This window comes from Acinetobacter schindleri CIP 107287 (genome assembly GCF_000368625.1).
GTDB classification, from domain to species: Bacteria; Pseudomonadota; Gammaproteobacteria; order Pseudomonadales; family Moraxellaceae; genus Acinetobacter; species Acinetobacter schindleri.
Genome location: NZ_KB849575.1, coordinates 386,005 through 409,507 on the forward strand (window position 1 = coordinate 386,005; position 23,503 = coordinate 409,507).

General features: G+C 43.3%; 22 protein-coding genes and 1 tRNA gene. 13 read left to right on the forward strand and 10 right to left on the reverse strand.

Going from position 1 to position 23,503, the window contains the following annotated elements; all coding sequences use genetic code 11:
* Positions 1 to 259: 259 nt before the first annotated feature.
* Both F955_RS05025 and F955_RS05030 read left to right on the forward strand, forming a co-directional pair.
* Entirely contained in the window at positions 260 to 751 is a 492-nt protein-coding gene (locus F955_RS05025) for a hypothetical protein (RefSeq protein ID WP_004892001.1), read from the forward strand.
* A 101-nt stretch (positions 752 to 852) separates the two neighbouring features.
* Positions 853 to 1,074 carry a hypothetical protein gene (locus F955_RS05030; protein WP_004892004.1) on the forward strand — a complete coding sequence of 74 codons (222 nt, stop codon included), beginning with the start codon at positions 853 to 855 and terminating at the stop codon, positions 1,072 to 1,074.
* Between the two features lie 102 nt (positions 1,075 to 1,176).
* On the opposite strand, the gene F955_RS05035 is transcribed toward F955_RS05030, so the two are convergent.
* Entirely contained in the window at positions 1,177 to 1,716 is a 540-nt protein-coding gene (locus tag F955_RS05035; RefSeq protein WP_004892007.1) for a DOMON-like domain-containing protein, read from the reverse strand.
* 11 nt (positions 1,717 to 1,727) lie between these two features.
* Complete coding sequence (yhbY, locus tag F955_RS05040; protein ID WP_004814942.1) at positions 1,728 to 2,051, reverse strand: ribosome assembly RNA-binding protein YhbY; 324 nt, start codon at positions 2,049 to 2,051, stop codon at positions 1,728 to 1,730.
* A gap of 196 nt (positions 2,052 to 2,247) precedes the next feature.
* Here yhbY and rlmE point away from each other — a divergent pair, with 196 nt between their 5' ends.
* The 5 genes from rlmE to F955_RS05065 all read left to right on the forward strand — a co-directional run bounded on the left by rlmE (position 2,248) and on the right by F955_RS05065 (position 6,990).
* Positions 2,248 to 2,898, forward strand: a complete 651-nt coding sequence (gene rlmE / locus F955_RS05045) for a 23S rRNA (uridine(2552)-2'-O)-methyltransferase RlmE (protein ID WP_004892011.1) — start codon at positions 2,248 to 2,250, stop codon at positions 2,896 to 2,898.
* Positions 2,899 to 3,027: 129 nt separating this feature from the next.
* Positions 3,028 to 4,917 (forward strand): ATP-dependent zinc metalloprotease FtsH, encoded by a 1,890-nt coding sequence (ftsH, locus tag F955_RS05050; RefSeq protein WP_004814946.1) that lies wholly within the window; start codon positions 3,028 to 3,030, stop codon positions 4,915 to 4,917.
* 107 nt (positions 4,918 to 5,024) lie between these two features.
* Positions 5,025 to 5,639, forward strand: a complete 615-nt coding sequence (locus F955_RS05055) for a GNAT family N-acetyltransferase (RefSeq protein WP_004892014.1) — start codon at positions 5,025 to 5,027, stop codon at positions 5,637 to 5,639.
* A gap of 76 nt (positions 5,640 to 5,715) precedes the next feature.
* Complete coding sequence (folP, locus tag F955_RS05060; protein ID WP_004892017.1) at positions 5,716 to 6,570, forward strand: dihydropteroate synthase; 855 nt, start codon at positions 5,716 to 5,718, stop codon at positions 6,568 to 6,570.
* A 105-nt stretch (positions 6,571 to 6,675) separates the two neighbouring features.
* Positions 6,676 to 6,990, forward strand: coding sequence for a DUF5713 family protein (locus F955_RS05065; protein WP_004892021.1), 315 nt, complete (start codon positions 6,676 to 6,678; stop codon positions 6,988 to 6,990).
* A gap of 28 nt (positions 6,991 to 7,018) precedes the next feature.
* On the opposite strand, the gene F955_RS05070 is transcribed toward F955_RS05065, so the two are convergent.
* From F955_RS05070 to F955_RS05080, 3 genes are all read right to left on the reverse strand, one after another.
* Positions 7,019 to 7,708, reverse strand: coding sequence for a hypothetical protein (locus tag F955_RS05070; RefSeq protein WP_004892024.1), 690 nt, complete (start codon positions 7,706 to 7,708; stop codon positions 7,019 to 7,021).
* A 92-nt stretch (positions 7,709 to 7,800) separates the two neighbouring features.
* Positions 7,801 to 7,886 (reverse strand) — tRNA-Leu (locus F955_RS05075).
* 146 nt (positions 7,887 to 8,032) lie between these two features.
* A complete protein-coding gene (locus F955_RS05080) occupies positions 8,033 to 8,761 on the reverse strand; it encodes a hypothetical protein (RefSeq protein ID WP_004892027.1) in 729 nt (242 codons plus the stop codon).
* Between the two features lie 174 nt (positions 8,762 to 8,935).
* On the opposite strand from F955_RS05080, the gene F955_RS05085 reads away from it, so the two are divergent.
* The gene (locus tag F955_RS05085; protein WP_004892030.1) at positions 8,936 to 9,442 is read left to right on the forward strand and encodes a hypothetical protein; all 507 of its coding nucleotides are present in this window, start codon (positions 8,936 to 8,938) and stop codon (positions 9,440 to 9,442) included.
* A 33-nt stretch (positions 9,443 to 9,475) separates the two neighbouring features.
* On the opposite strand, the gene F955_RS05090 is transcribed toward F955_RS05085, so the two are convergent.
* The 3 genes from F955_RS05090 to F955_RS05100 form a co-directional block, all read right to left on the reverse strand.
* Complete coding sequence (locus F955_RS05090) at positions 9,476 to 9,757, reverse strand: hypothetical protein (RefSeq protein ID WP_004892033.1); 282 nt, start codon at positions 9,755 to 9,757, stop codon at positions 9,476 to 9,478.
* A gap of 61 nt (positions 9,758 to 9,818) precedes the next feature.
* On the reverse strand, positions 9,819 to 11,144 hold the full coding sequence (locus tag F955_RS05095; RefSeq protein ID WP_004892036.1) for a polyamine export protein PaeA: 1,326 nt from the start codon (positions 11,142 to 11,144) through the stop codon (positions 9,819 to 9,821).
* Positions 11,145 to 11,271: 127 nt separating this feature from the next.
* Positions 11,272 to 12,261: a LysR family transcriptional regulator gene (locus tag F955_RS05100; RefSeq protein ID WP_004814962.1), complete on the reverse strand. Its 990-nt coding sequence runs from the start codon at positions 12,259 to 12,261 to the stop codon at positions 11,272 to 11,274.
* 675 nt (positions 12,262 to 12,936) lie between these two features.
* On the opposite strand from F955_RS05100, the gene F955_RS05105 reads away from it, so the two are divergent.
* The 4 genes from F955_RS05105 to F955_RS05120 all read left to right on the forward strand — a co-directional run bounded on the left by F955_RS05105 (position 12,937) and on the right by F955_RS05120 (position 20,023).
* Positions 12,937 to 14,538, forward strand: a complete 1,602-nt coding sequence (locus F955_RS05105) for an isocitrate lyase (RefSeq protein ID WP_004814964.1) — start codon at positions 12,937 to 12,939, stop codon at positions 14,536 to 14,538.
* A gap of 256 nt (positions 14,539 to 14,794) precedes the next feature.
* Positions 14,795 to 17,896: a multidrug efflux RND transporter permease subunit gene (locus tag F955_RS05110; protein WP_004892040.1), complete on the forward strand. Its 3,102-nt coding sequence runs from the start codon at positions 14,795 to 14,797 to the stop codon at positions 17,894 to 17,896.
* A gap of 125 nt (positions 17,897 to 18,021) precedes the next feature.
* Positions 18,022 to 19,350, forward strand: coding sequence for a magnesium transporter (gene mgtE / locus F955_RS05115; RefSeq protein WP_004892043.1), 1,329 nt, complete (start codon positions 18,022 to 18,024; stop codon positions 19,348 to 19,350).
* Between the two features lie 79 nt (positions 19,351 to 19,429).
* A complete protein-coding gene (locus F955_RS05120) occupies positions 19,430 to 20,023 on the forward strand; it encodes a DUF4112 domain-containing protein (RefSeq protein WP_004892045.1) in 594 nt (197 codons plus the stop codon).
* Positions 20,024 to 20,092: 69 nt separating this feature from the next.
* Here the strand turns inward: F955_RS05120 and htpX are convergent, their stop codons facing one another.
* Together htpX and F955_RS05130 are read right to left on the reverse strand one after the other, a co-directional pair.
* On the reverse strand, positions 20,093 to 20,998 hold the full coding sequence (htpX, locus tag F955_RS05125) for a protease HtpX (protein WP_004814968.1): 906 nt from the start codon (positions 20,996 to 20,998) through the stop codon (positions 20,093 to 20,095).
* Between the two features lie 170 nt (positions 20,999 to 21,168).
* Entirely contained in the window at positions 21,169 to 21,975 is an 807-nt protein-coding gene (locus F955_RS05130; RefSeq protein ID WP_008305700.1) for a lytic transglycosylase domain-containing protein, read from the reverse strand.
* A 559-nt stretch (positions 21,976 to 22,534) separates the two neighbouring features.
* Here F955_RS05130 and ttcA point away from each other — a divergent pair.
* Positions 22,535 to 23,461 carry a tRNA 2-thiocytidine(32) synthetase TtcA gene (gene ttcA, locus F955_RS05135; RefSeq protein WP_004814970.1) on the forward strand — a complete coding sequence of 309 codons (927 nt, stop codon included), beginning with the start codon at positions 22,535 to 22,537 and terminating at the stop codon, positions 23,459 to 23,461.
* The last annotated feature ends 42 nt before the right edge of the window (positions 23,462 to 23,503 follow it).

Below are 23,503 nucleotides of genomic sequence, written 5' to 3' on the forward strand. Positions count from 1 at the left end.
AAGGAAGGTTAATTTTTAAACCTACCCTCCTATGTCTGCTCGCTTGAACTTAACACGGCATTATACGCAGTAACACCTGCTAAGTCCAATAGCTTTGCTGCAAAAGTATGAGATAAATGGCTTGCTTTTTGCTTGAAAGTCTGTTTCATGATCAATGTTGAAAAATGTAACCATTTAATAATTGTCAGACAAATCAAGTCTTAAATTTTATCGAATTTACTAATATGAAATCGTCAAAACATAACTAAAGGCAAAAGACATGGCTACCCCAACTAAAACTACAACATCTAAAAAAAATCTGAATGTCGTTGTCACTGAAACTGCCGAGCAGCTTGAAAAAGCAGCAATAGAGGCGAAAGAGCAGGCAGTGGAAACGCTTGGCGAAAGCAAAGAAAATATTGAAGCTGAAGTAAAAAAACTGAGCAATACTGTGACTGATCAGCTGACCCAGTTTAAACAGGATTTACTACAGCGCATCGATACCCTGAAAGAGCAGTTGTTTGGCTCACAAAAAGAGTTGAATGAACTGAGCAGCTTTATCAAAACCGAATTTAATGCGGTCATTGATGATCTATCGAAACTCGGTAAAGAATTAAAAGAAGATGTCACCCAGATTTCGACCAAGCATAAGGATCATCTGGCAGATACCCTAAAACGCTCTAAAGACAGTACGATTGAAGTTTTGAAAAAAGTTAAACCCGTCGTTGTAAAAGGAGAAACCGAAGAAAAAGAAACTGATCTAAAAAGTTAAACAAGCAACAAAAACAAAAAAAGCAGCCGAAGGGGAGCATCTATGTTCTCCTTTCGTATTAGACGCAACACTGACTCATAAAACAAAAATAGGGGGTCATGATGCAACATCATCTTATAGCGGCAATATTGCTACTTGCCTTGATCATGGTTTTAAATCTTGAAACCTGGAAAAGCCGTCTAGCCTATCTTGCCATGGTAATACTGAGTTTTAGCTATTTCAGTGTTTTACAGGCCGCAGTTTCCATTATTGCGATTACTATGATTCTGATTTTTTACGCTGCTGTGACAGCAGTACAGAGAAATGCAAGACTACATCACTAATCCACTTACCCTGAACTTCAGGCAAAATAAAAAACGTGAGACCGATGAGCCTCACGTTTTTATATTTTTATCATTTGTGTATTACAGGAGAGTATTTACATCCTAGAACACATGTAACCAGTCACGCTTGTTATGAAAGTCTGCCTGTGGACTGCTGTGCTGCATGGCATAGTATTGATCGCCTTGAGGGGTTTTCAATACAGCAGACAAGCCAAGGAACAGATCAGCCCATTTTAGCTTGTTCAGGGCCATGAAATCGGTTAGATCCAAGCTGACATTGAGTCCATAATGGGTACGCTTGAGCTGGTTCAGATCGATATCGTAAGCCGCTTGTGGCGGCATTTCTTCTGGATAACGGTATTCTTCAAACTGATAGGCTTGCCAGGCCTGAGAAGGAGAGAGATTGATTTCACGATAAAAATCCTCGTCCTTTACCCCAATAAAAATTTCAAAACACGTCTGTTCCCAGAGGAAGTCCTGACGGGGATGTGCTGCGACCAGTTCTGGCCAAAGCACAGACTGGTTCGGATCGCGTAGCCAAAAACCCACATTCAATGTGGATGGGCCTTGCTGTTCAATCGCGCCGACCAGCGAGATCGCCTGAAAACGACGATCGAATGCATTCAGTTCGTAACTAGCCATAGATCCTGAACTTAGTTAGACAAGTGCGCAAAGCGAACAAGGTTAGACAGTTTTTGGTTTTGTTTCGGCGCTTTTTTGTAAAGCAACGCGATTTTACCAATGGTTTGTACGATTTCAGCACCTGTTGCTTCAACGATCTCAGTAATGAGAACAGCACGTGCTTCACGATCTTCAGCCACAACTTTCACTTTAATCAGTTCGTGGTCGTTCAGCGCACGCTCAAGTTCTTCGATCACATTTTCAGTCAGGCCTTTGTCACCAAGCATTACCACCGGGTTTAATGCATGTCCGATTTGACGTAAACGTTTACGTTCCTGAATAGATAAAGACGCCATGAGAGATAACCTGATTTTTAAAACGGCTTAGTATAGCAAAAGCAAAAAACAAACGCTTTATATTCTCAGGAAATAATCGGTGCCATCACATAAAAAATCCAACCAACTGTCTTAGATTTAGATACAGATCAATACTGCAAATCATATGTTTTTCACGTACAATTAATAATTGGAAGTTTTTTTTATTTAGAGAGTTATGGCAACACGCATTACCAACCAGAAGTTATCCAAAAGTAGTCGTGCGTGGATGAGAGAGCATCTCGATGACTTTTATGTGAAGAAAGCGCAAAAAGAAGGTTATCGGGCACGTGCAGCGTATAAACTTCTTGAGATTCAAGAAAAATACGGCATTATTAAACCAGGTATGACGGTTGTCGATCTGGGCGCAGCGCCAGGAAGCTGGTCGCAAATTGCTGGTAAACTGGTCGGTTCTAAAGGTCTGGTGATCGCATCGGATATCCTGGAAATGGATGCACTGCCAGATGTGACCTTCCTGCAAGGTGACTTTCGTGAGCAGGAAGTGTTCGATAAATTGTTAAATATTTTAGATGGACGTACGGTAGACGTTGTAATTTCCGATATGGCCCCCAATACATCAGGTAATAAGGCTGTAGATCAACCGCGTCAGATCTATCTCTGTGAACTGGCCCTTGACTTTGCCAACAAGGTTTTAGGTCCTAAAGGCCAGTTTATTGTTAAAGTCTTCCAGGGCACTGGCTTTGATGAATTCCGTAAGGAAGTTGTTAATAGTTTTGATGTTCTGAAAACGGTAAAACCTGCTGCATCGCGTGCTCGCTCGAAAGAAGTCTTTCTGGTGGGGCAGGGGCGCAAGAAGGCTTTGAAATAAAGTCTACTTGCCAATACGCTAAAAATTGTGCATTTTGTACGTTTTTAATAATTGCAAGTTGAACAAACTTGGAAATTCAGGTCACCCGCGAGGGCATGATCAAATTAGATTGGAAATGGGAATAAAGCTTTGAGCGATCTTTTTAAGAATGCCGTATTGTGGCTCGTGATACTGGGTGTGCTGGTGCTCATCTTCAGCAACGTCAGTGATCGCAATCAGCCGACAACAATGAACTATTCAGAGTTTGTTGCAGCGGTGAATGACGGCCAGATTAAGCAAGTGACAATAGATGGCGAAAGAATTCGTGGTGAGAAATCAAACGGTTCCGAGTTTGAAAGTATTCGTCCGGCAGTTCAGGATCCTGAACTGATGCCAAATCTCATCAAGAACAATGTGGTTGTTGAAGGTACTGCACCACAACGCCAAGGCTTGTTGATGCAGTTGCTGATTGCAAGTTTCCCTGTACTCTTAATCATTTTGTTATTCATGTTCTTTATGCGCAACATGGGTGGCGGTGCAGGCGGCAAGAACGGCCCGATGAGCTTTGGTAAGTCGAAGGCGAAAATGCTGTCTGAAGACCAGATTAAAGTCACCTTTACTGATGTTGCGGGTTGTGATGAAGCAAAACAGGAAGTCGTGGAAATCGTTGACTTCCTGAAAGATCCTGCGAAATTCAAACGTCTGGGTGCAACTATTCCTAAGGGCGTCCTGATGGTGGGTCCTCCGGGTACGGGTAAAACCCTGCTTGCAAAAGCGATTGCAGGTGAAGCGAAAGTTCCATTCTTCAGTATTTCCGGTTCTGACTTCGTAGAAATGTTCGTGGGTGTTGGTGCATCTCGTGTACGTGACATGTTCGAGCAGGCGAAGCGTCATGCGCCATGTATCATCTTCATCGATGAGATTGATGCTGTTGGTCGTCACCGTGGTTCAGGTACAGGTGGTGGTCACGATGAACGTGAACAGACACTGAACCAGATGCTGGTTGAAATGGACGGTTTCGAAGGCAATGAAGGTATTATCGTCATCGCGGCAACTAACCGTGCTGATGTACTGGATAAAGCCTTACTTCGTCCAGGTCGTTTTGACCGTCAAGTAATGGTTGGCTTGCCAGACATTAAAGGCCGTGAGCAAATCCTGAATGTTCACTTGAAGAAACTGCCGTCTACAACGGGTGTGGATGTGAAAGTCCTGGCTCGTGGTACTCCAGGCTTCTCTGGTGCGCAGTTGGCAAACCTTGTAAACGAAGCAGCATTATTCGCGGCACGTCGTAACAAGAATACTGTCGACATGCATGACTTTGAAGATGCTAAAGACAAGCTGTATATGGGGCCTGAACGTAAATCAATGGTACTTCGTGAAGAAGAGCGTCGTGCTACGGCTTACCATGAAGCAGGGCACGCAATTGTTGCGGAAATGCTGCCAGGTACTGACCCTGTGCATAAAGTAACGATCATGCCGCGTGGTTGGGCATTAGGTGTAACCTGGCAGTTGCCTGAGTTTGACCAGACCAGCCATTACAAAGATAAAATGCTGAATGATATTTCGATCTTGTTCGGTGGTCGTATCGCAGAAGAAGTCTTTATTAACCAGATGTCGACTGGTGCCTCAAATGACTTTGAACGTGCAACCAAAGTTGCGCGTGCGATGGTGACCAAATACGGTATGTCTGACAAGTTAGGCGTAATGGTCTATGAAGATGACTCGCAACAGTCATTTATGGGCAGCATTGGCAGTCGTACGATTTCTGAAGCGACTCAACAGCAGGTTGATGCTGAAGTACGCCGTATCATCGATGAGCAATATAAAGTGGCTCGTGATATTCTGGAAAACAACAAGGATATCGCGCATGCCATGGTGAAAGCGTTGATGGAATGGGAAACAATTGATCGCGAGCAAATCCGTGACATCATGGAAGGTCGTGAGCCTAAGCCACCTAAGGTCTATGTTTCAGACAATCCTGTAATTGATGTAACACCGAAGGATGGGCCGTTGACTCCTCCGCCATTACCAGCTAATTAAGCAGAAAATAAAAAACCACCTTCGGGTGGTTTTTTTATGGCAATGATTTGGATTGTTTTGGCGTGATGCTATATTCAACTATAAAAAATCAATGAGCAAAAATAAAAATGACAATACCTGTTTTGGAATCCCGTATTTATCACTTACGTTTAGAACCATTAACTTGGGAGCATTTTACAGATTTAGAAGCAGCTTGTGCTGAAGGGGATTTAGGCGAAGTGCTTTATAATTCTGTACCTTACTTAAGCGAATTAAAACAATATGTACAGCAAGCTTTGGCTCAACAAGCTCAAGGTACAAGGATGGGTTTTGCTGTGATTGATTTAACATCGGGTCGAGCGATTGGAACCACCAGTTATCATGATATCAAGCCTGAAATTCCACGTGTGGATATTGGTTATACTTGGTATGCACAGCGTTATCAGCGTACCTATGTGAATCGGGTCTGTAAATATCTCCTGTTAAGTCATGCTGTTGAACGGTTAAATGCTCAGGTAGTAGGCTTTCGTGCGGATCATCTGAACCTAAAAAGTCAAAAAGTCATTGAAGCGCTAGGAGCTAAACGAGATGGCATCATTCGATGTCATATGTTGCGTAAAGATGGTCAGACAGTGCGGGATAGTTATATTTACAGTATTTTAAGAAGTGAATGGGTAGAGGTAAAATCACAGTTACAATCTAAGCTTATGCAATACTCAAATAAACCGCAGTTTGAAATTTAATTCTGGTTTGTTTCAGCTTTGCTTTATATCTCTATCCATACGACAATACGCCAGTTATTGGATTTAGGATGAAAACATGCAGCTGATGCCGTTATTACCACGCGTATGGACATTTGGACACTTAACACTGGATCTGTCCCAGCCGCATGTGATGGGAATTCTGAATGTTACACCGGATTCATTTAGTGATGGGGGTAAACATAATTCTCAAGATGCTGCAGTAGCGCGTGCATTGGAAATGATGGCAGAAGGCGCAACGGTCATTGATGTGGGTGGCGAGTCGACCCGTCCGGGTGCATCGGTGGTTGAAGTAGAAGAAGAAATTCGCCGTGTGGTGCCTGTGGTTGAAGAACTGGCCAAGCACAATGTCGTGATTTCAATTGATACTTCCCAGCCAGAAGTGATTAAGGCTGCAGTGAAAGCTGGAGCACATATCTGGAATGATGTTCGTGCACTGACACGACCGAATGCCTTGGTAACTGCTGCTGAGTTGGATATTCCGGTAATTATTATGCATATGCGTGGTGAACCTACTACGATGAATAATCTGGATCAGTATCAAGATGTCACGCTTGATGTCATTGCGGAATTAAAACAGCGAGTGCAGGATGCTTTAGATGCCGGGGTAAAGGCTGAGCACATTATGATTGATCCCGGTTTTGGATTTGCCAAAAATGCTGAACAGAACCTGAAACTACTGAATGAATTTTACAAACTGACTCAACTCGGTTATCCAATATTGTCTGCGTTGTCACGTAAACGCTTTATTGGACAGGTGCTGGGTGGAGCAGAAGCCGTAGAACGCGCAGTGGGATCAGTAGCAGCACACTTGCTAAGTATTCAACAAGGTGCCTGTATGGTACGTGCACATGATGTCAAAGTGACAGCAGATGCGATTAAGGTCTGGAAGGCAATGCAAGCCGTAGTTTAATTGTTGGCTAGATTGTATGTCAGGCGGCGTGCTGTTTGGCTTTTAAGCGGCAATATGGTATATAGGGCACGCTTAATTTTTAGTTATAGTTTTAGAGTGCCTGTAATGTTTGCAGATTTACTTCTCCCAATGTTCGATGATGAATATTATCCCGATATTCTGGTTGCTGAAGTAAAGCAGCACATCGAGCGTTTTGCCAAAAAGGTGACAAAATCTGGTTTATCTGAATATGAGATTTATCAGTTTGCCAATGCGACTGTGGCAGAAATCAATGAAATGAAGCCGCAGTTCGAAGACCTGGATTCCTCTTTAGATGATACCGCAGCAGATTATATTGCTGAAGCCATGATGATGGTGGTGCAGGAACAGGGATACTTCGAAGTTGAAATGGAAGAACTGGTCGCTACCCGCGAATGGTAAAAAAAGCCCTGTTTTTACAGGGCTTTTTTTAATGATCTAAAAATGCTTCTTTAAAATTTTTATAATGAATTTCATTTAGGAGTTTCTGCTCTTCCTGCATGCAACGTTGATGTAATTCCAGATAATATTTTTTTAAATCCTTTTGCAGTGGCACAGGTTCCGGCTCTTTGCTTTGCGACTGTTGATAAGACCAGTAAGCCAATTGGCGGATGTGCTGCAAACGTACCAGCAGGGTGCTGCGGGTAGAACTTCTAAAGCCGGGCTCAATTAACACCGCTACAAAACTGCTGAATGCAAGTAGACCCAGGCAAGGTAGAGCAATGAACGCTGAATGAAAATACTGGTAATTGATCAGTGACAGAACAACAATCAGGGCTTGAATATATAAACAGGATTGCAGGCGCTTTGCGTAGCGTACAGAACTGTACTTGGCCTGAAACTGGGCACGCCAGATATAAGGATAGAGCATACTAATGAGTACGATTGTACCCGCACTAATGGCCTGATTTTTTGAATCCATAAAGTCCGGATAAAAAGGCAAGGAAAAGCACAGACCACAAAATGCCGTAATCAGCATCAAAATCCCGATACGCAAATATAAATACGGATCAATAGTTTGATTCAAATATTTATAGCGGCTATAGCTAAGTCTGCAAAAGAATGCATCAGGATGGCGTAACTGTAATCTGGCTAGATCGAAAGAGCGGGGTGCGGACATGAGGAGGCACACTCTATTTATAAATTTCAGGCACAAAAAAACCAGCTCATTGCTGGGTTTCTGCATTTGCACCATTTTAAACTGAATCAAAATGGTGCCCGAGGCCAGACTCGAACTGGCACGCTTTGTGGGCGGGGGATTTTAAATCCCCTGTGTCTACCGATTTCACCACTCGGGCATGCGCGCCATCATAGATGAGCAGCGAGAGCTTGGCAAGATGATTTCTTATTATTTGTTTTAATTTCAGGCAATTTAGCCATTAAAATTTAAAAGAAAGCAAGGCTGAGGTTATTCAAAGCTTTAAATTTCAATAAATTAATGGATTTACAGCATTTCATCCAGATAACTGTCCACATCAATATGTTTAATGCTTTTACAGTACTGGTGTTCAGATTTGAATAACTGGCTATATAGGTCGGCATAGCGGTTTAGCTGACGCTTGAGTACTTCATATTCAGGACTTTGAGCCGAAGTCATGTAGAGTTTTAATCGGGTTCTCAGGCTTTGTTTGTATGCCCAGAAACACACACGACGCAGTTGATGCAGCTGATAATATTCACTGTCATGACTGTTTTGACGAAACAGATTTTCCTTATAAAAACGCACAAAGCCAAAACTGACACCAAAGAACAGGAGCGCCCACATCACAAACTGACTTTGTAAAAATTGAATATTCAGGGCAGACAGAATGACGATTACAGCAAGCTTGACCGGACTATGTCGTAATAGTTGATAAAGTGAATGCGAAGAATGTCGAATCTGTTTAATGACTAAGGGAACAATCAGCATCAAGAATAAAAGAATTGCCAGAATGGCATAGGCTTGTGCCTGAAAGTTACTCAGCTCAGTAAAATTACTCAGGAAAATATCTTTCAGTACGAAACTGATTGGCATAAAAATCATGCTCGCCAATAGCCAGGGAATAAATTCACGACGGTCATCCAGTACACCTCTGGTCTTGATCTGGCTATAAAACAGGTAATTGTGCTTAAAAGCCGCCGGATAGAGCCGCTGAAGTTGCTGAAGCAGCACATTGACTTGTTGGTTTTGCATGTATGAAGTCGGGTAGGAGATGGATGAATAAGATTACTATAAAGTAAATTGCTGAATTTTTCCGAAAAATTGCAATGCGCAATTAAATCATCTCACTTGCAGCAGGATTTTGTCTTTTTGTCCGGGAATTATGCGAAAATAGCCCATTGTAAATATTATTTGTAAGGGCAGTTCATGACTGATCAATCTCCTGAGACTTTAAGCGACATCGAAATTCTGGACCTGTTACAGGCAATGAAAAACGATGAATTAGATACCGAAGCGAAAGAAGCTATTCGTCAGGGTGGTAAAGCGGGTCGTCAGGAAGCGCATAAACAGGCGCTGGTTAAATTGCATCAGTCATTTGAAGAAAAATTTGTTGAAGCAGTGTCTATCGCGCTTCATTTGAATGAAGCTCAGATCAAAAAGATTCGTTACAAGAAAGACCGTATCCGTATTTTAAAGGCGCGTGGTATTGATTACCTGGCGATTGATGGTGCGGAAACTGCATTTGTATTGGCACAGATCGCGCAGGCTATTGTGCGTGAAGATGCAATCGTGACGCATGACCTGCATAATATTTTCCCCTTCTGGAAAGAAGGCTGGCCTATGGTGCAGTTCGATAATGCCTATAAAATTCTGGAAGATGATATTCGTATTCACTACCAGGCAGTATTAGATGCATTGATCAGCAAATACTGATTCAAAATAAAAAAGCACCTAAAGGTGCTTTTTTTAATGGTCATAAATCCAGCGCAATAAACCGCGTACAGGCCAAATAAATAAGCGCCACCATGTGATTAGAGGATAAATCGCCCAAAAAGGTTCAAATGACATGGTGTTGTCGTAACTTTTTCGACGTCTTTCATAGCTATACGGTGTGATCATGCAGGCGAAAATCAGTAATCCTACCGCTAAAAATAAAAATAGCGCATTTTGCTGTTTAGCAAAGAAAAAATAAATTAGATACAGCGCAGAATAAAAACTAAAACACGCAAGTAGGGCAGAAATAGACATCGATTCATCCTTTCAATTTTTATATTCTTTTTTTTAGTGTAACGTCTGTAGAAGAATCAGATTAACCTGATTCTTCCTCAATATTATTTTTATTGGGTTCCAGTAAGCGAGTCACCAGCAACTGGTCAATTTTGAAATGATCGACATCGACGACTTCAAATTTATAACCTGCATGAATCACGATATCAGCTGGACGTGGAATCTTGCGCAGTTTGTACATCATAAAACCAGCCAGCGTTTCATAATTCTCTTCATCTGGCATTTCATCAATGCCTAAGGCGTGTTTCATGTCTTCAATTGGCGTACTGCCTTCAATCAGCCATGAATCAGCATCACGTTTAAAGATCTGCTGATCTTCTTCCATTGGCGTTACCCAGTCACCCATTACGGTAATCATGATGTCAGACAGGGTAATCACACCCACGACAAGTGCATATTCGTTAATGACCACTGCAAACTTTTCTTTGCTCGAACGGAAGCGGTCCAGAAGTTCAGATAACGTCAGGGTGTCCGGAATCATCAACACATTACGAATGGTAGATTCATTCAGCTGATTGATTTTCTGGTTGTTGAGAATACGGACCAGAATGTCTTTGGCATCGACATAGCCAATTACCTGGTCGATATTTTCATTACAGACCAGAAATTTGGAATAAGGATATTGCGCCAGCTTTTGACGAATACTGTCTTCAGCTTCAGTCAGGGTAAAGAACACCACATTTTCACGTGTGGTCATACTGGAAGGAACATTACGTTCTTCAAGTTCAAACACGTTTTCAATAAAGTGGTGTTCCTGCTTTTGTAGTACGCCAGCCTGAGCACCAGCATCCATCACGGCAGAAATATCTGCGAAGGTAATATTGTCATCACGAATCGTATTGACTTTGAATAACCGGAACAACAGATTGGCAATGGCATTAATTATCCAGGCCAACGGCTTGCAGATTTTAATAAAAATTTGAATCGGGTTGATAACTGCGACTGAAATTTTTTCCGGTGCAATCATTGCCAGACGTTTTGGCATCAGATCGGCAAACAGAATGAATAATGAAGTCACCAGAGTGAAAGATAAGGCAAAGCTGATGTTCTCGGTCCAAGGACCATCATATATACGCGAGACAAATTCGGCGATATAAGGGCGGAAAGCTCCTTCACCCAGAATACCGCCGAGAATGGCGACAGCATTTAAGCCAATTTGGGAGGCAGCAAAGAAGTCTGCTGAGTTTTCCTGTAAATCCAGCACTTTCTGGGCACGGACGTCGCCTGATTCGGCCAAAATTTTAAGTTTGACCTTACGGGCACCTGCGAGTGCGATTTCAGTCAGTGATAAAAAACCAGCCCCCGCGATGAGTATTAAGATAATCACGATGTTTTGAAAGAGGCTCACGTAATCCACCTGTGGATTGATATTATCTTGGAATATTTTTAACACAAAAAAGGACTTGAGGTGTACAAACAGATCTCAAGTCCTTACAGTATAAGCTTAAAAAATAATAATTTATGTGAAATTCATTTTAATAAGGTGAAAATTGCGAATTATTCTGCATAAATTCACGATTCTCTTCTTCAATCATCTGGCGTGCTACATACAGAATCAGCTGACGCAACCAGCGATGAGCCGGATGATGATGCAGTAATGGACACCATGCCATCTTCAGTTCAAATTCAGGAATATAGAAGGGTGGATCTTTAAGTAGCAAATTATGGTTCTTGGCCTGCAGGCGGGCAATACGCGTTGGCAGCGTTGCTACCAGATCCACATTTGATGCCAAAAGTCCCGGCATCTGATAGTGACGGGTAAATACTGAAATCTTACGTTTTTGCCCAATACGTTCCAGCGCCTGATCAATCCAGCCAAGTCCGGCCTGCTTTTCAGGATTAACCCCGAAACCCACGCCCATGCCGGTTTTAGATACCCAGATATGCTGTGCATCTAAATAGCTTTTCAGGTTCAGGTTACCAGCAGCAGGGTGTTTATTATTTAACAAGCAAGAAAAGCTGTCACGCCACACCAGTACCTGATGGAAACTTTGCGGAATTTCATTAAACCGGTTAATCGCTAGGTCAACCTTACCTTGTTCCATGTCACGATAAGACACATCACTAGGTGTCAGGAAGTCCAGAACAACATTGGGTGCTTCAGAGCGTAAAGCCTTGACCAGGCGCGGTACCAGCGTCGCTTCAGCATAATCTGAAGTCATGATACGAAATACACGATTTGAGGTATAAGGGCGGAACTCGGTACGGGGTTCCAGAATCATGGACAGATCAGATAGGGCATCGCGAATACGTGGCTGCAGTTCGAGTGCACGTTCAGTCGGTGTCATCCCTTCAGAAGAACGGATCAGGAGGGGATCATTAAATAAATTGCGCAGACGACGCAAAATGTTACTCATGGCAGGCTGGGTCACGCCAAGTTGCTCAGCAGCACGTGTGACATTTTTTTCGCGAAGAAGTACATCAAGATAAATTAATAGATTGAGATCGACCCGCTCCAGATTCATAAAAAAAATACCGAAAATAAAATCATGAAATTATAGTGATTATGCCATAAGTACTGCGGCTTGTGTACGTGACCGATGAAAAAAAAGCCACCGAATTTATAGCAGTTTTTATTCATTTTCAAGCAAGAGGAATCTATTAATCAAGTCTGGGTTTTTTCTGTCAATTTGGTTCATTACCGGATCAAACTGGATACCTGTTTTTAGTTAAATCAGGGTAAGTGAAAATGATTTCAAGACAAGAAATGAGTCAATGATTAATAGTATATAAATTATGTGAAATATATAGTTTTGCATTAATTCAGTTTGCCGGAAATATAAAGGAAGACTGGCAAAAAAGACCAAAAAAATTAGGTCATCAAGCAAGTCAAGACTTAAGTCTAATGAATATTTTATATTCAATAAGCTGAAATTTTAGACAAAAATCTATTTTAAAAATTCAGAAATAAACTATTAATTACAATAATTTATATAAAAATGATCAATATATGATTAGACTTTCATCTACATATTTTTTAAATAAATAGTGATAATTCTTGCAGAATATTGGATTAATTTTTTTATTGCATCTAATCTCTAAACATCGCAACGAGCTGACTAAAATCTAAACAAAGTTTTGAGGGTCTGATTTTAGAACAACGTTGCAGAAAAATCCTAATATTATTACAGGAATATATCATGACTACATATCAAACAGCGATTGATGCAATCCGCGAATTAAAAGCGAAATTCGGCAACACTTGGGCAGACATCAGTCCTGAAGATGCTGCGCGTATGCAACTTCAGAACCGTTTCAAAACAGGTTTAGACATTGCAAAATACACAGCAGCAATTATGCGTCGTGATATGGCTGCTTATGATGCTGACTCTAGCAAATACACTCAATCTCTGGGTTGCTGGCACGGTTTCATCGCACAACAAAAAATGATTGCGAACAAAAAATACTTCGGTACAACTGAACGTCGCTACATCTACCTTTCTGGCTGGATGGTTGCAGCACTTCGTTCAGAGTTCGGTCCACTTCCTGACCAATCTATGCACGAAAAAACTTCTGTTCCTGCATTGATTGAAGAAATCTACACATTCTTACGTCAAGCTGACGCGAAAGAATTGAACGATCTGTTCCGTTCACTTAAAAAAGCTCAAGAAGCTGGTGACACTGCTAAAGCTGCTGAAATCACTTCTCAAATCGACAACTTCCAAACTCACGTTGTGCCAATCATTGCGGACATCGACGCTGGTTTCGGTAACGAAGAAGCAACTTACTTACTAGCGAAGAAAATGATCGAAGCGGGTGCTTGTGCACTTCAAATCGAAAACCAGGTGTCTGACGCGAAACAATGTGGTCACCAAGCTGGTAAAGTAACTGTTCCACACGAAGACTTCATCGCGAAAATCCACGCGCTTCGCTATGCATTCCTGGAAATGGGTCTAGACGACGGTATCATCGTTGCACGTACTGACTCTGAAGGCGCTGACTTGACTCAAAAAATCCCAGTGGTTAAAGAGCCAGGTGACATCGCTTCTCAATACATCAGCTACTTAGATACAACTGAAATTGACATTTCAGAAGCGCAAGAAGACGAAATCCTGATCAAACGTGATGGCAAACTTCACCGTCCAAAACGTCTTGCTTCTGGTCTGTACCAGTTCCGCGAAGGCACTCAAATCGACCGCGTTGTACTTGACTGTGTAACTAGCCTTCAAAACGGTGCTGACCTTCTTTGGATCGAAACTGCGACTCCAAACGTAGCTGAAATCGCTCACATGGTTAACCGTGTTAAAGAAGTTGTTCCAAATGCGAAACTTGTTTACAACAACTCTCCATCGTTCAACTGGACTTTAAACTTCCGTCAACAAGCTTACGACCGTTGGGTTGCTGAAGGTAAAGACGTATCTGCATACGACCGCGCTAAACTAATGAGCGCTGAGTACGACAACACTGAATTGGCTGCTGAAGCTGACGAGAAAGTTCGTACATTCCAGGCAGATGCTTCTCGTGAAGCAGGTGTATTCCACCACTTGATCACTCTACCTACTTACCATACAGCTGCTCTTTCTACTCACGAGCTTGCTCAAGGTTACTTCGGTTCTGAAGGTATGTTGGCTTATGTTGCTGGCGTACAACGTAAAGAAATCCGTGGCGGTATCGCTTGTGTGAAACACCAAGCAATGGCGGGTTCTGACATCGGTGACGACCACAAAGAAATCTTCGCTGGTGACAACGCGCTTAAAGCGGGTGACGATGCGAAAAACACAATGAACCAATTCTCTGCTTAATCAGCTCTGAATCGATTCTAAAAAAACCCTGCGCAAGCAGGGTTTTTTTATGCCTAAAATAAAATGAATAACCTTATAAATTGTTGAAACAGCTAGATGAAAGGCAAAATCTTCATATTTTCTTCATGATTCAATTTTATACATATTTTTCTGTGATCAAGCCTTGCATTCTCTAGGCCACTGCCTGAATATCCTTAAGCTGACTCAATAATGCAACGCTTTCCATAATTCATTAAATTCAAAGTGATTCAGACTTATGCTGTCTAAGTTTTTCATTCATCGTCCTATTTTTGCAGGTGTGCTGGCCATTGTAGTCATGGCCATTGGACTTTTTGCGGTGATGAATTTACCTGTGGAACGTTATCCGGATATTGCACCACCGCGAGTGACCGTATCGGCAACCTATTCCGGCGCATCTGCGGAAACGGTGGAGGAGAGCGTGACCCAAGTACTGGAACAGCAGATTAAAGGCATTGATCACTTACTGTATTTTAGTTCCAGCAGCGATTCCTCCGGGCGTAGCCGGATCAATATCAGCTTTGAAAACGGGACTGATCCAGACACGGCTCAGGTACAGGTACAAAATGCGATTAATGGGGTGCTGAACCGCCTGCCTGAAGATGTACAACGGCAGGGTGTGAATGTGTTCAAGTCGCTGGGCGATACGCATATGGTGATCAGCCTGTATGACGAATCCGGGCGCAGTGACAATATTGCCTTGTCAGACTACCTGATGACACATCTGGAACAGGACATTTCCCGGATTGAAGGCATTGGTGAGGTGGATGTTTTTGGCTCGCAATATGCCATGCGAATCTGGCTGAATCCACTCAAGCTGAAACAGTATAACCTGATGCCTAGCGATGTGCGTGCTGCGATTGAATCACAGAATACCCAGGTCGCAGCTGGTGCTGTGGGCGATCTGCCTACGGTCGAGGATCAGTATCTGAATGCCAAGGTAACTTCGGGCACGCGACTCAGAACTGTAGAAGAATTTGAAAATATCATTGTAAAGTCTGCCCGGGATGGCAGCTTTATCTATTTAAAAGATGTAGCACGTGTTGAGCTCGGTGCAGAAAATTATCAATCCTATAGTACCAATAATGGTTATGCATCCGCAGGTCTGGCAATTTCGCTGGCTTCCGGTGCCAATGCCATCGCAACGTCAGAACGAATCAAGGCAGAAATTGCCCGTCTGTCTAATCAGTTGCCGGAAGGCTATAAGATTGCCTATCCACGGGATAACACGCCATTCGTTCAGGAATCCATTAAGGAAGTCCTTAAAACACTGGTTGAAGCCATTATCCTGGTGATTGTGGTGATGTTTATCTTCCTGCAAAACTGGCGCGCTACCCTGATTCCAGCAGTCACTGTGCCAGTGGTTTTACTCGGTACTATGGCAATCCTGTATGCTCTTGGATTCAGTATCAATACCCTGACTTTATTTGCCCTGGTTCTGGCAATCGGCCTGCTGGTAGATGATGCTATTGTAGTGGTGGAAAACGTTGAACGTCTGATGCATGAGAAGCAGTTGACCGCCAAGGAAGCAGCACTAGAATCCATGCAGGAAATCAGTGGGGCTCTGGTCGGTATTACTTTGGTATTGACGGCAGTATTTATTCCTATGGCGTTCTTTGGTGGCTCCACCGGGGTTATTTATCGTCAGTTTTCCATTACGCTGGTTGCTGCCATGTCCTTATCACTGATGGTGGCCCTGATTCTGACACCAGCCCTGTGTGCCCTGATTCTCAAACCAAATCCGAATCCGGCACGCTGGGCGCAATGGTTTAACCATAAATTGGAAAGTGTTAAGCAGCGTTATCTGAAACTTTCTAATGTCACCCTACAACATAAGGCCATCTGTTTAATTTTATTTGCCGGTTTGGTTGCTGTATTTGGTCTGTTCTATAAGGCTTTGCCAACCAGCTTTCTGCCAAGTGAAGATCAGGGAACGCTTAGCATTCAGGTGCGCCTGCAAGAAGGTGCGCCGCTAAAGAATACGGTGGCCACCGGAGAAAAGATTCGTGAATATTTCTTGGAACAGGAAAAAGACAATATTAATCTGGTGATGATGCGTTATGGCCGTAACTTCTCGGGTACCGGTCAGAATCTGGCAACCGGTTTTGTGGCACTGAAACACTGGGATGATCGTCCTGGCGAGGAAAATACCGCGCAAGCTATTCGTGAACGTGCCTTAAAACATTTCCGTGGTTTTAAGGATGCACAGGTCAATATCAATATGCCAGCTTCAGTCAGCGGTCTGGGACAAACCGATGGACTGGAATTCTGGATTCGGGATATAGAGGGAAATGGCCGTCAATATCTGGAACAGCAATTTAAAGAACTGGAAGAAAAAACCAAACAATATTCAACGTTTGAAAATTTAGGTAAGCGCTCCAATCCGGAGAAGGCTGAATTAAAGGTTAATATTGACCAGAAACAGGCCATGGCCAATGGCCTGACCCAATCCGCGATCAACAGTACACTTTCTGCTGCCTGGGGGGGTAACTATGTCAATGACTTCATCGACCGAGGCCGGATTAAACGGGTAATGATGCAGGGTGATGCAGAATTCCGTTCCAAACCTGAAGATCTGGCGATGTGGCATGTTCGCAATGACCAGAATCAGATGGTGCCGTTCAGTAATTTTGCCACGGTAGACTGGAGCGGTGGTCCGGAAGTGGTCAATCGTTTTATGGGTTATACCGCTTTGCAGATGGAAGCGGATGTCACTAAAGATGCAAGTACCGGTGAAGCGATGCGGGATGTAGAAGCATTAGTAGCCGATCAAAAAGGTATTGATGTGACCTGGAGTGGATTGTCCTTTGAAGAAAAGCAATCCAGCAATCAGGCCATCTGGCTGTATGCGATTTCGATTGGCTTTATCTTCCTGTGTCTGGCTGCACTCTATGAAAGCTGGAGTATTCCAACTGCGGTAATGTCAGCAATTCCGCTGGGTATTGGTGGGAATATTATTTTCAGTTATTTTGCAGGCTTTCCGAATGATATCTATTTCCAGATTGCCTTGCTGACCACGATTGGTCTGTCCTGTAAGAACGCCATTCTAATTGTGGAATTTGCTGCCTTGGCAGAGCAGCATGGCAAATCCGTTGTCGCGGCAGCGCTGGAAGGTGCAAGCTTGCGTTTACGTCCAATTTTAATGACGTCGTTGGCCTTTGGTGCCGGAATTCTGCCACTGGTGTTTGCCTTTGGTGCCGGGGCGGTCAGCCGTCAGGAAATCGGGGTTAGTGTTCTGGGTGGGGTAATCTTTGGAACTGTGTTGGTGCTGATCTTTATTCCATTTATGTATGTGATGATCCGTAGCCTGTTTCAGAAGAAAAAACAGGAACTGAATTAAGATGCTCATCATTTAACTTCAGCTATAAAGATCAATGAAGTAACACCATGCTTCACTCAGCTGAGGCATAGTGAATGAAATTAGAATATAAAAATACATGATAACAAGAGGGCAGCAGCGCGCAGATGGATCAGCAAGTTGAACAGGTACGGGAATTATTAAAATTGCATCAGACAGGTGCAGACCAGCAGCTAGCACAATTGAATATCGCCGATCAGGCAAGGCTATTAGCCGAACTGAAACCAGCTGAACGGCAGCATCGCTTTGAGCAGCTGCAACGCCCGGTAGAAGTCTTTGAATACTTGCCTCTGCATCAGCAGCTTCAGCTTACGGCATCATTATCTCTCGAAGAACTGGTGGCCTTACTGGATGCAATGCATTCGGATGACTTTATTGACCTGTATAAACAGCTGCCTCTTTCGGTACAGCAGCAATTGCTGGGCAAGCTTTCAGCACAGTCATGTCAGGTACTGAAAGTACTCCATGCCTATCCGGAGGAAACTGCCGGTGCATTGATGAGTTCGGATTATTTGACGCTGCCTCCTGAACTCAGCATGAACGAGGCGATTGAAACGCTACGTGATATCGCTGGAAATCATGACACGCTGTATCTGATCTATATTGTAGATGCACAGCAACATCTGCTGGGGGTAATTTCATTACGTCAAATTATTCAGGCACTGCCTACCGCGACTATTGCCGAGGTTATGACGAAAGAAGTGATTTATGGCACGGTGGATGAAGATCAGGAAAAGATTGCACGCACACTGGCTTATTACGACTTTATTGCCTTGCCGATTGTTGATACTTCCAAAAAGCTGGTCGGGATTGTGACTTATGACGATGCCATGGATATTGCCGAGGCCGAGAGCACGGAGGATTTCCAAAAAGCAGGTGCGGTGTCACCGCTAGATCAACACAGTATCAAAACTGTGCCGATTTTATCGCTGTATAAAAAGCGGGTATTCTGGCTGGTACTGCTGGTGTTTGGCAGTTTGCTGTCCAGTTTTGGTATTGCCAAATATGAGGACATCATTGCGGAACATATCGTATTGGTATTTTTCCTGCCGCTGCTGGTGGGAAGTGGCGGGAATGCGGGTTCTCAGTCTGCTACATTGATGGTTCGGGCATTGGCAACTGGTGATGTACAGTTTTCAGACTGGTTCCGTCTGGTTGGACGGGAGTCTCTGGTGGCGCTGTGTCTTGGTCTAACTATGGCCTGTGCAGTGTCGATTCTGGGTTATATCCGGGGCGATCTGATGGTTGCCGTAGTACTTGCCATCAGTATGACCGGGATTGTTTTACTCGGCTGTCTGATCGGCATGAGTCTGCCATTTGTCTTGAATAAGCTGAAACTCGATCCTGCCAGTGCTTCAGCGCCACTGGTGACATCGATCTGCGATGCCAGTGGGGTGGTGGTGTATTTGTTCGTGGCATCCAGACTTTTGTTTTAAGTTAATAAAATTACGCTATATTTTTGATATCTAATTAGGTTAGGCTGAATCATTACACAATGATAAACGGGTTGTTCCGATGATTGAGACAGACAACAGCAACTCACCAAAACTGACACAACAGGAAGTCATTCGCCTGGAACGGGATTTGGCCAAGTTTGCCAATATGATGGACTCCGTAGTCCGGATTCCGTTTACCAAGCAGGGTGTTGGTGCTGATGCTGCACTCAGTACCGTACCTGTGGCGGGAGATCTGGCTGGTTTTGCCTTGACCTGTTATGCCATTTATAAGGCACGTCAGATCGGAGTGCCACAGTCCAAACTGAATCCGGTCATTAAATTGGCAACCATGGACGCCGTGGTCGGTTTCATTCCCGTGGCTGGAACCATCTTCGACATTTTTATCCGTCCTAGCCGTAAGGCCTTAGATATCGTGCATGATCATATCCGTGAGGAATACCAGATCCACACGGATCGGCATGTGGTACATCCTTTTCTGCATGAAAAACTGGAACAGAAACAGCAGCAGTCTGCATTCTGGCGCAATCCAGTGGTTGCCTGGATCTGGATTCATATTCCGGATATTCTGGGTACCATCTTCCTGATTCTGTTTGTACTGGCAATTGGCTGGGGCGGGATGGCCCTGTATCAATGGATCAGTCAAACTGCTTAAACACAAAAGTATAAATAAAAGAAAAGCCTCCGTCAGGAGGCTTTTCGGTATAGCGTTGTGCTCAGTAGATTAAGGACAATCAAGCTGATGCAAAGCGGCTACACGTTGTTCAATCGTTGGATGTGTCTGGAACAATGCAGCTAAGCTGAAACCTTGTTCTTGACCTGCTGAAATTGCAAAGGCTTTCATTTCTTTCGGCATGGCATCTGGCATTTCAGATTCTGCCTGTAAGCGTAATAGCGCAGAAATCATGGCCTGTTTACCTGCTAAACGTGCACCGGCTTCATCGGCACGGTATTCACGATGACGTGAGAACCACATCACGATAGCGGATGCCAGGATACCAAATACGATATCAAGCACAATGGTAATCACGAAGAAAGCAATTCCTGGTGCTTCACCATCTTCACGGCCAAATACGTTACGGTCGATAAAATCACCAGCAACACGGGCAAAGAACATGACGAAGGCGTTGACCACACCCTGAATCAGAGCAAGTGTTACCATGTCACCATTGGCAACGTGACCAATTTCATGGGCAAGTACAGCACGTAACTCATCTTTGTTCATGCGTTCTAGCAAGCCTGTAGAAACAGACACCAGTGCATCGTTTTTGTTCCAGCCGGTCGCGAAGGCGTTTGACTGGTAAGATGGGAAAATACCCACTTCTGGCATTTTAATACCAGCGCGCTGAGATAGCTGTGCTACTTCCTGTAATAACCATGCTTCTGCCTGGTTACGAGGAGCATTCGGATCAATCAGTTCAGTACCAGTAGTCTTCTTCGCCATCCATTTAGACATGAATAGTGAGATTAAAGAACCCACCATACCGAACACAAAACAGATCACTAGCAGGTTGCCTAGATTCAAGCCACCCGCGCCATGGTAACTACCGACACCGAAGAGTGACAAGATAATGCCAGCTACAACCAGTACCGCGAGGTTGGTTAGCAAAAACAAACCAATCCGCATCATTGAGAAATCCTCTTATTATAGAAAAATAATCTGATTAGCAAATTACAATCATTACCCTCAATATGAGGTGAAATGACTCAAATTTCAAGAAAAAAAATAGTAAATTACGCAGAATTTACCTCCTCACCATGATCAATCAAAACTTAGGATGAATGATGAAGAGGAGGGGCTTAATCGTTGATATATATTCTGGCGGATGCAGTGGCATGTGCGGTGGCATAAGATCCGGCAGGCGCATCAGTGAAGCTGCCATCTGCATTGGCAATGATCTGACGCTGATAATTGCTGGCTTTGATGGTAGGTGCTGCTGACGTTTTATAATTGGCAGAGCTGGCCAGAATCTTGGCGGTTTCAACCGGTGCCGCAGCGGCAGTCAGATTAACGCCACTGGAATATAGATTGTGATACCGGCTGGTCACACGGCGTACATAGTCTTGTGTTTCGCGGAAGGGGGGGATACCGCCATATTTGCTGACATTGCCTTCACCAGCGTTATAACCTGCCAGTGCTAAAGCGGTATTACCATTAAAACGTTTCATTAACCAGGCCAGATATTTGGCACCTGCCATAATATTCTGATGCGGATCATAAGCATTGGATACATTAAAGCGGCGTGCGGTAGCAGGCATGAGCTGCATTAGTCCCTGAGCACCGACTGGAGAACGGGCATGGACATTAAAGCCGGATTCAGTATGCATTACAGCCTTGATCAGACCTTCAGAAATACCGTGCTTTTGTGCAGCCTCACGGATAATTGAATCAAAGGCATTTTTGTTTTTGCTATAGCTCGGCAATACCGAAGCCTCACTTGAGCCCCAGTTGCTATAGCTATGAATGTTACTGTCCGGATAATAGGTCTTTTTTTCTACTTTTAGATTACTGTAGCGACCTTTATTATTCGTCAGCAGGGTAACACCATTGCTATCTTTCATTTGATAGATCGTCTGACCTGCATGCGAAAAAGCAGCAGTTCCCATCAAAATATAAAGACAACTTAGTACAGAAGTCCCCTTAAACCACAAATTTTTATTCATTGTAAGTATATGTATTGAACATTTGTCCCCAAAACTTACTACAGAGTTTAACAAAATTTACTGTAATGAAAAGTGATGAGCGACGCATTTATAAACAAGTTTGTAAATGCAAGTCCCTAATGTTGAAGAACTAACCAAAAAAAATATTTATTTTTTTTTAATATGGCTTTCTTGACACACTTAAGTTATTGATTTTAAATATAAAATAAATTGGTTAAAAAATGATCAATTTAAATAGAACCCTTATTTTTGGGGCCGATAAAGCTGTCAAGTCGTTTTAAATCCACAAAGTTATCCACAGGTTTTGTGGAAAACTGTGGAAAAGTCCAAAACATAAGCATCCTGGATAAAAAATGAACTGTTTCGTTCAATTTATCAATCTAAATAAAACATGAAGTTTAGAGTATTACTTCAATAACAGGAAAATAAATTCTTTTGATGCGAGAAGCACCCGAATCGGATAAAATTGCGCGGTATTTTTATTTATGGGTTATTCTCGTCTATGTACTCGCCAGTTGAATCCGAGCAAGGATTTAATTTCAAACCGGAATTGCCAACAAGCTCTGCCTATTACCGTTTGTTGAAAAAGCTTCGCCGTCAGGTCGGACACGCTATTCGTGACTTTAAAATGATCGAAGATGGCGACAAGGTCATGGTATGTATTTCTGGTGGTAAAGACAGCTATACCTTGTTAGATATCATGCTGCAGTTCAAGCGTATCGCACCTATCAACTTTGATGTGGTTGCAGTAAACCTGGACCAGAAACAGCCGGGCTTCCCTGAAGATGTATTACCACGTTATCTTGAAGAAAATAACATTCCGTATTACATCCTGGAAAAAGACACTTACAGCATTACCAAGAAGCTAACGCCTGAAGGCAAGACTTACTGTGCCGTATGTTCTCGTCTGCGCCGTGGCTCGCTGTATGGTTTCGCGCAAGAAATTGGTGCGACCAAAGTTGCGCTCGGTCATCACCGTGATGACATCCTGGCGACGTTCTTCCTGAACCTGTTCCATGGCGGCAGCTTAAAAGCGATGCCACCAAAACTGTTGTCTTCAGACAAGAAGAACATCCTGATCCGTCCACTGGCTTATGTGGAAGAGAAGGACATCATCAAATATGCCGAGATGCGTCAGTTCCCGATCATTCCGTGTAACCTGTGTGGTTCTCAGGAAAACCTGCAACGTGCCATTATTAATGACATGCTGCGTGACTGGGATAAAGCTCATCCGAAACGTCTGCACAGCATTTTCGGTGCACTGCAAAATGTTTCACCGTCACAACTGGCTGACCGTGAACTGTTTGACTTCGAGGCACTCGACAGCCAACGTGAATTCGACTTTAAAGATTCTTGCTCAACTGAAGAAGCAGTAGAAGGCGAAAGCAAACGAATTAATATGGTCAACCTCGGTTTTGCTGCGGATTAAGACCTTTTTGACGGGTATTCATTCAAGTTGAATGCCCGTCAA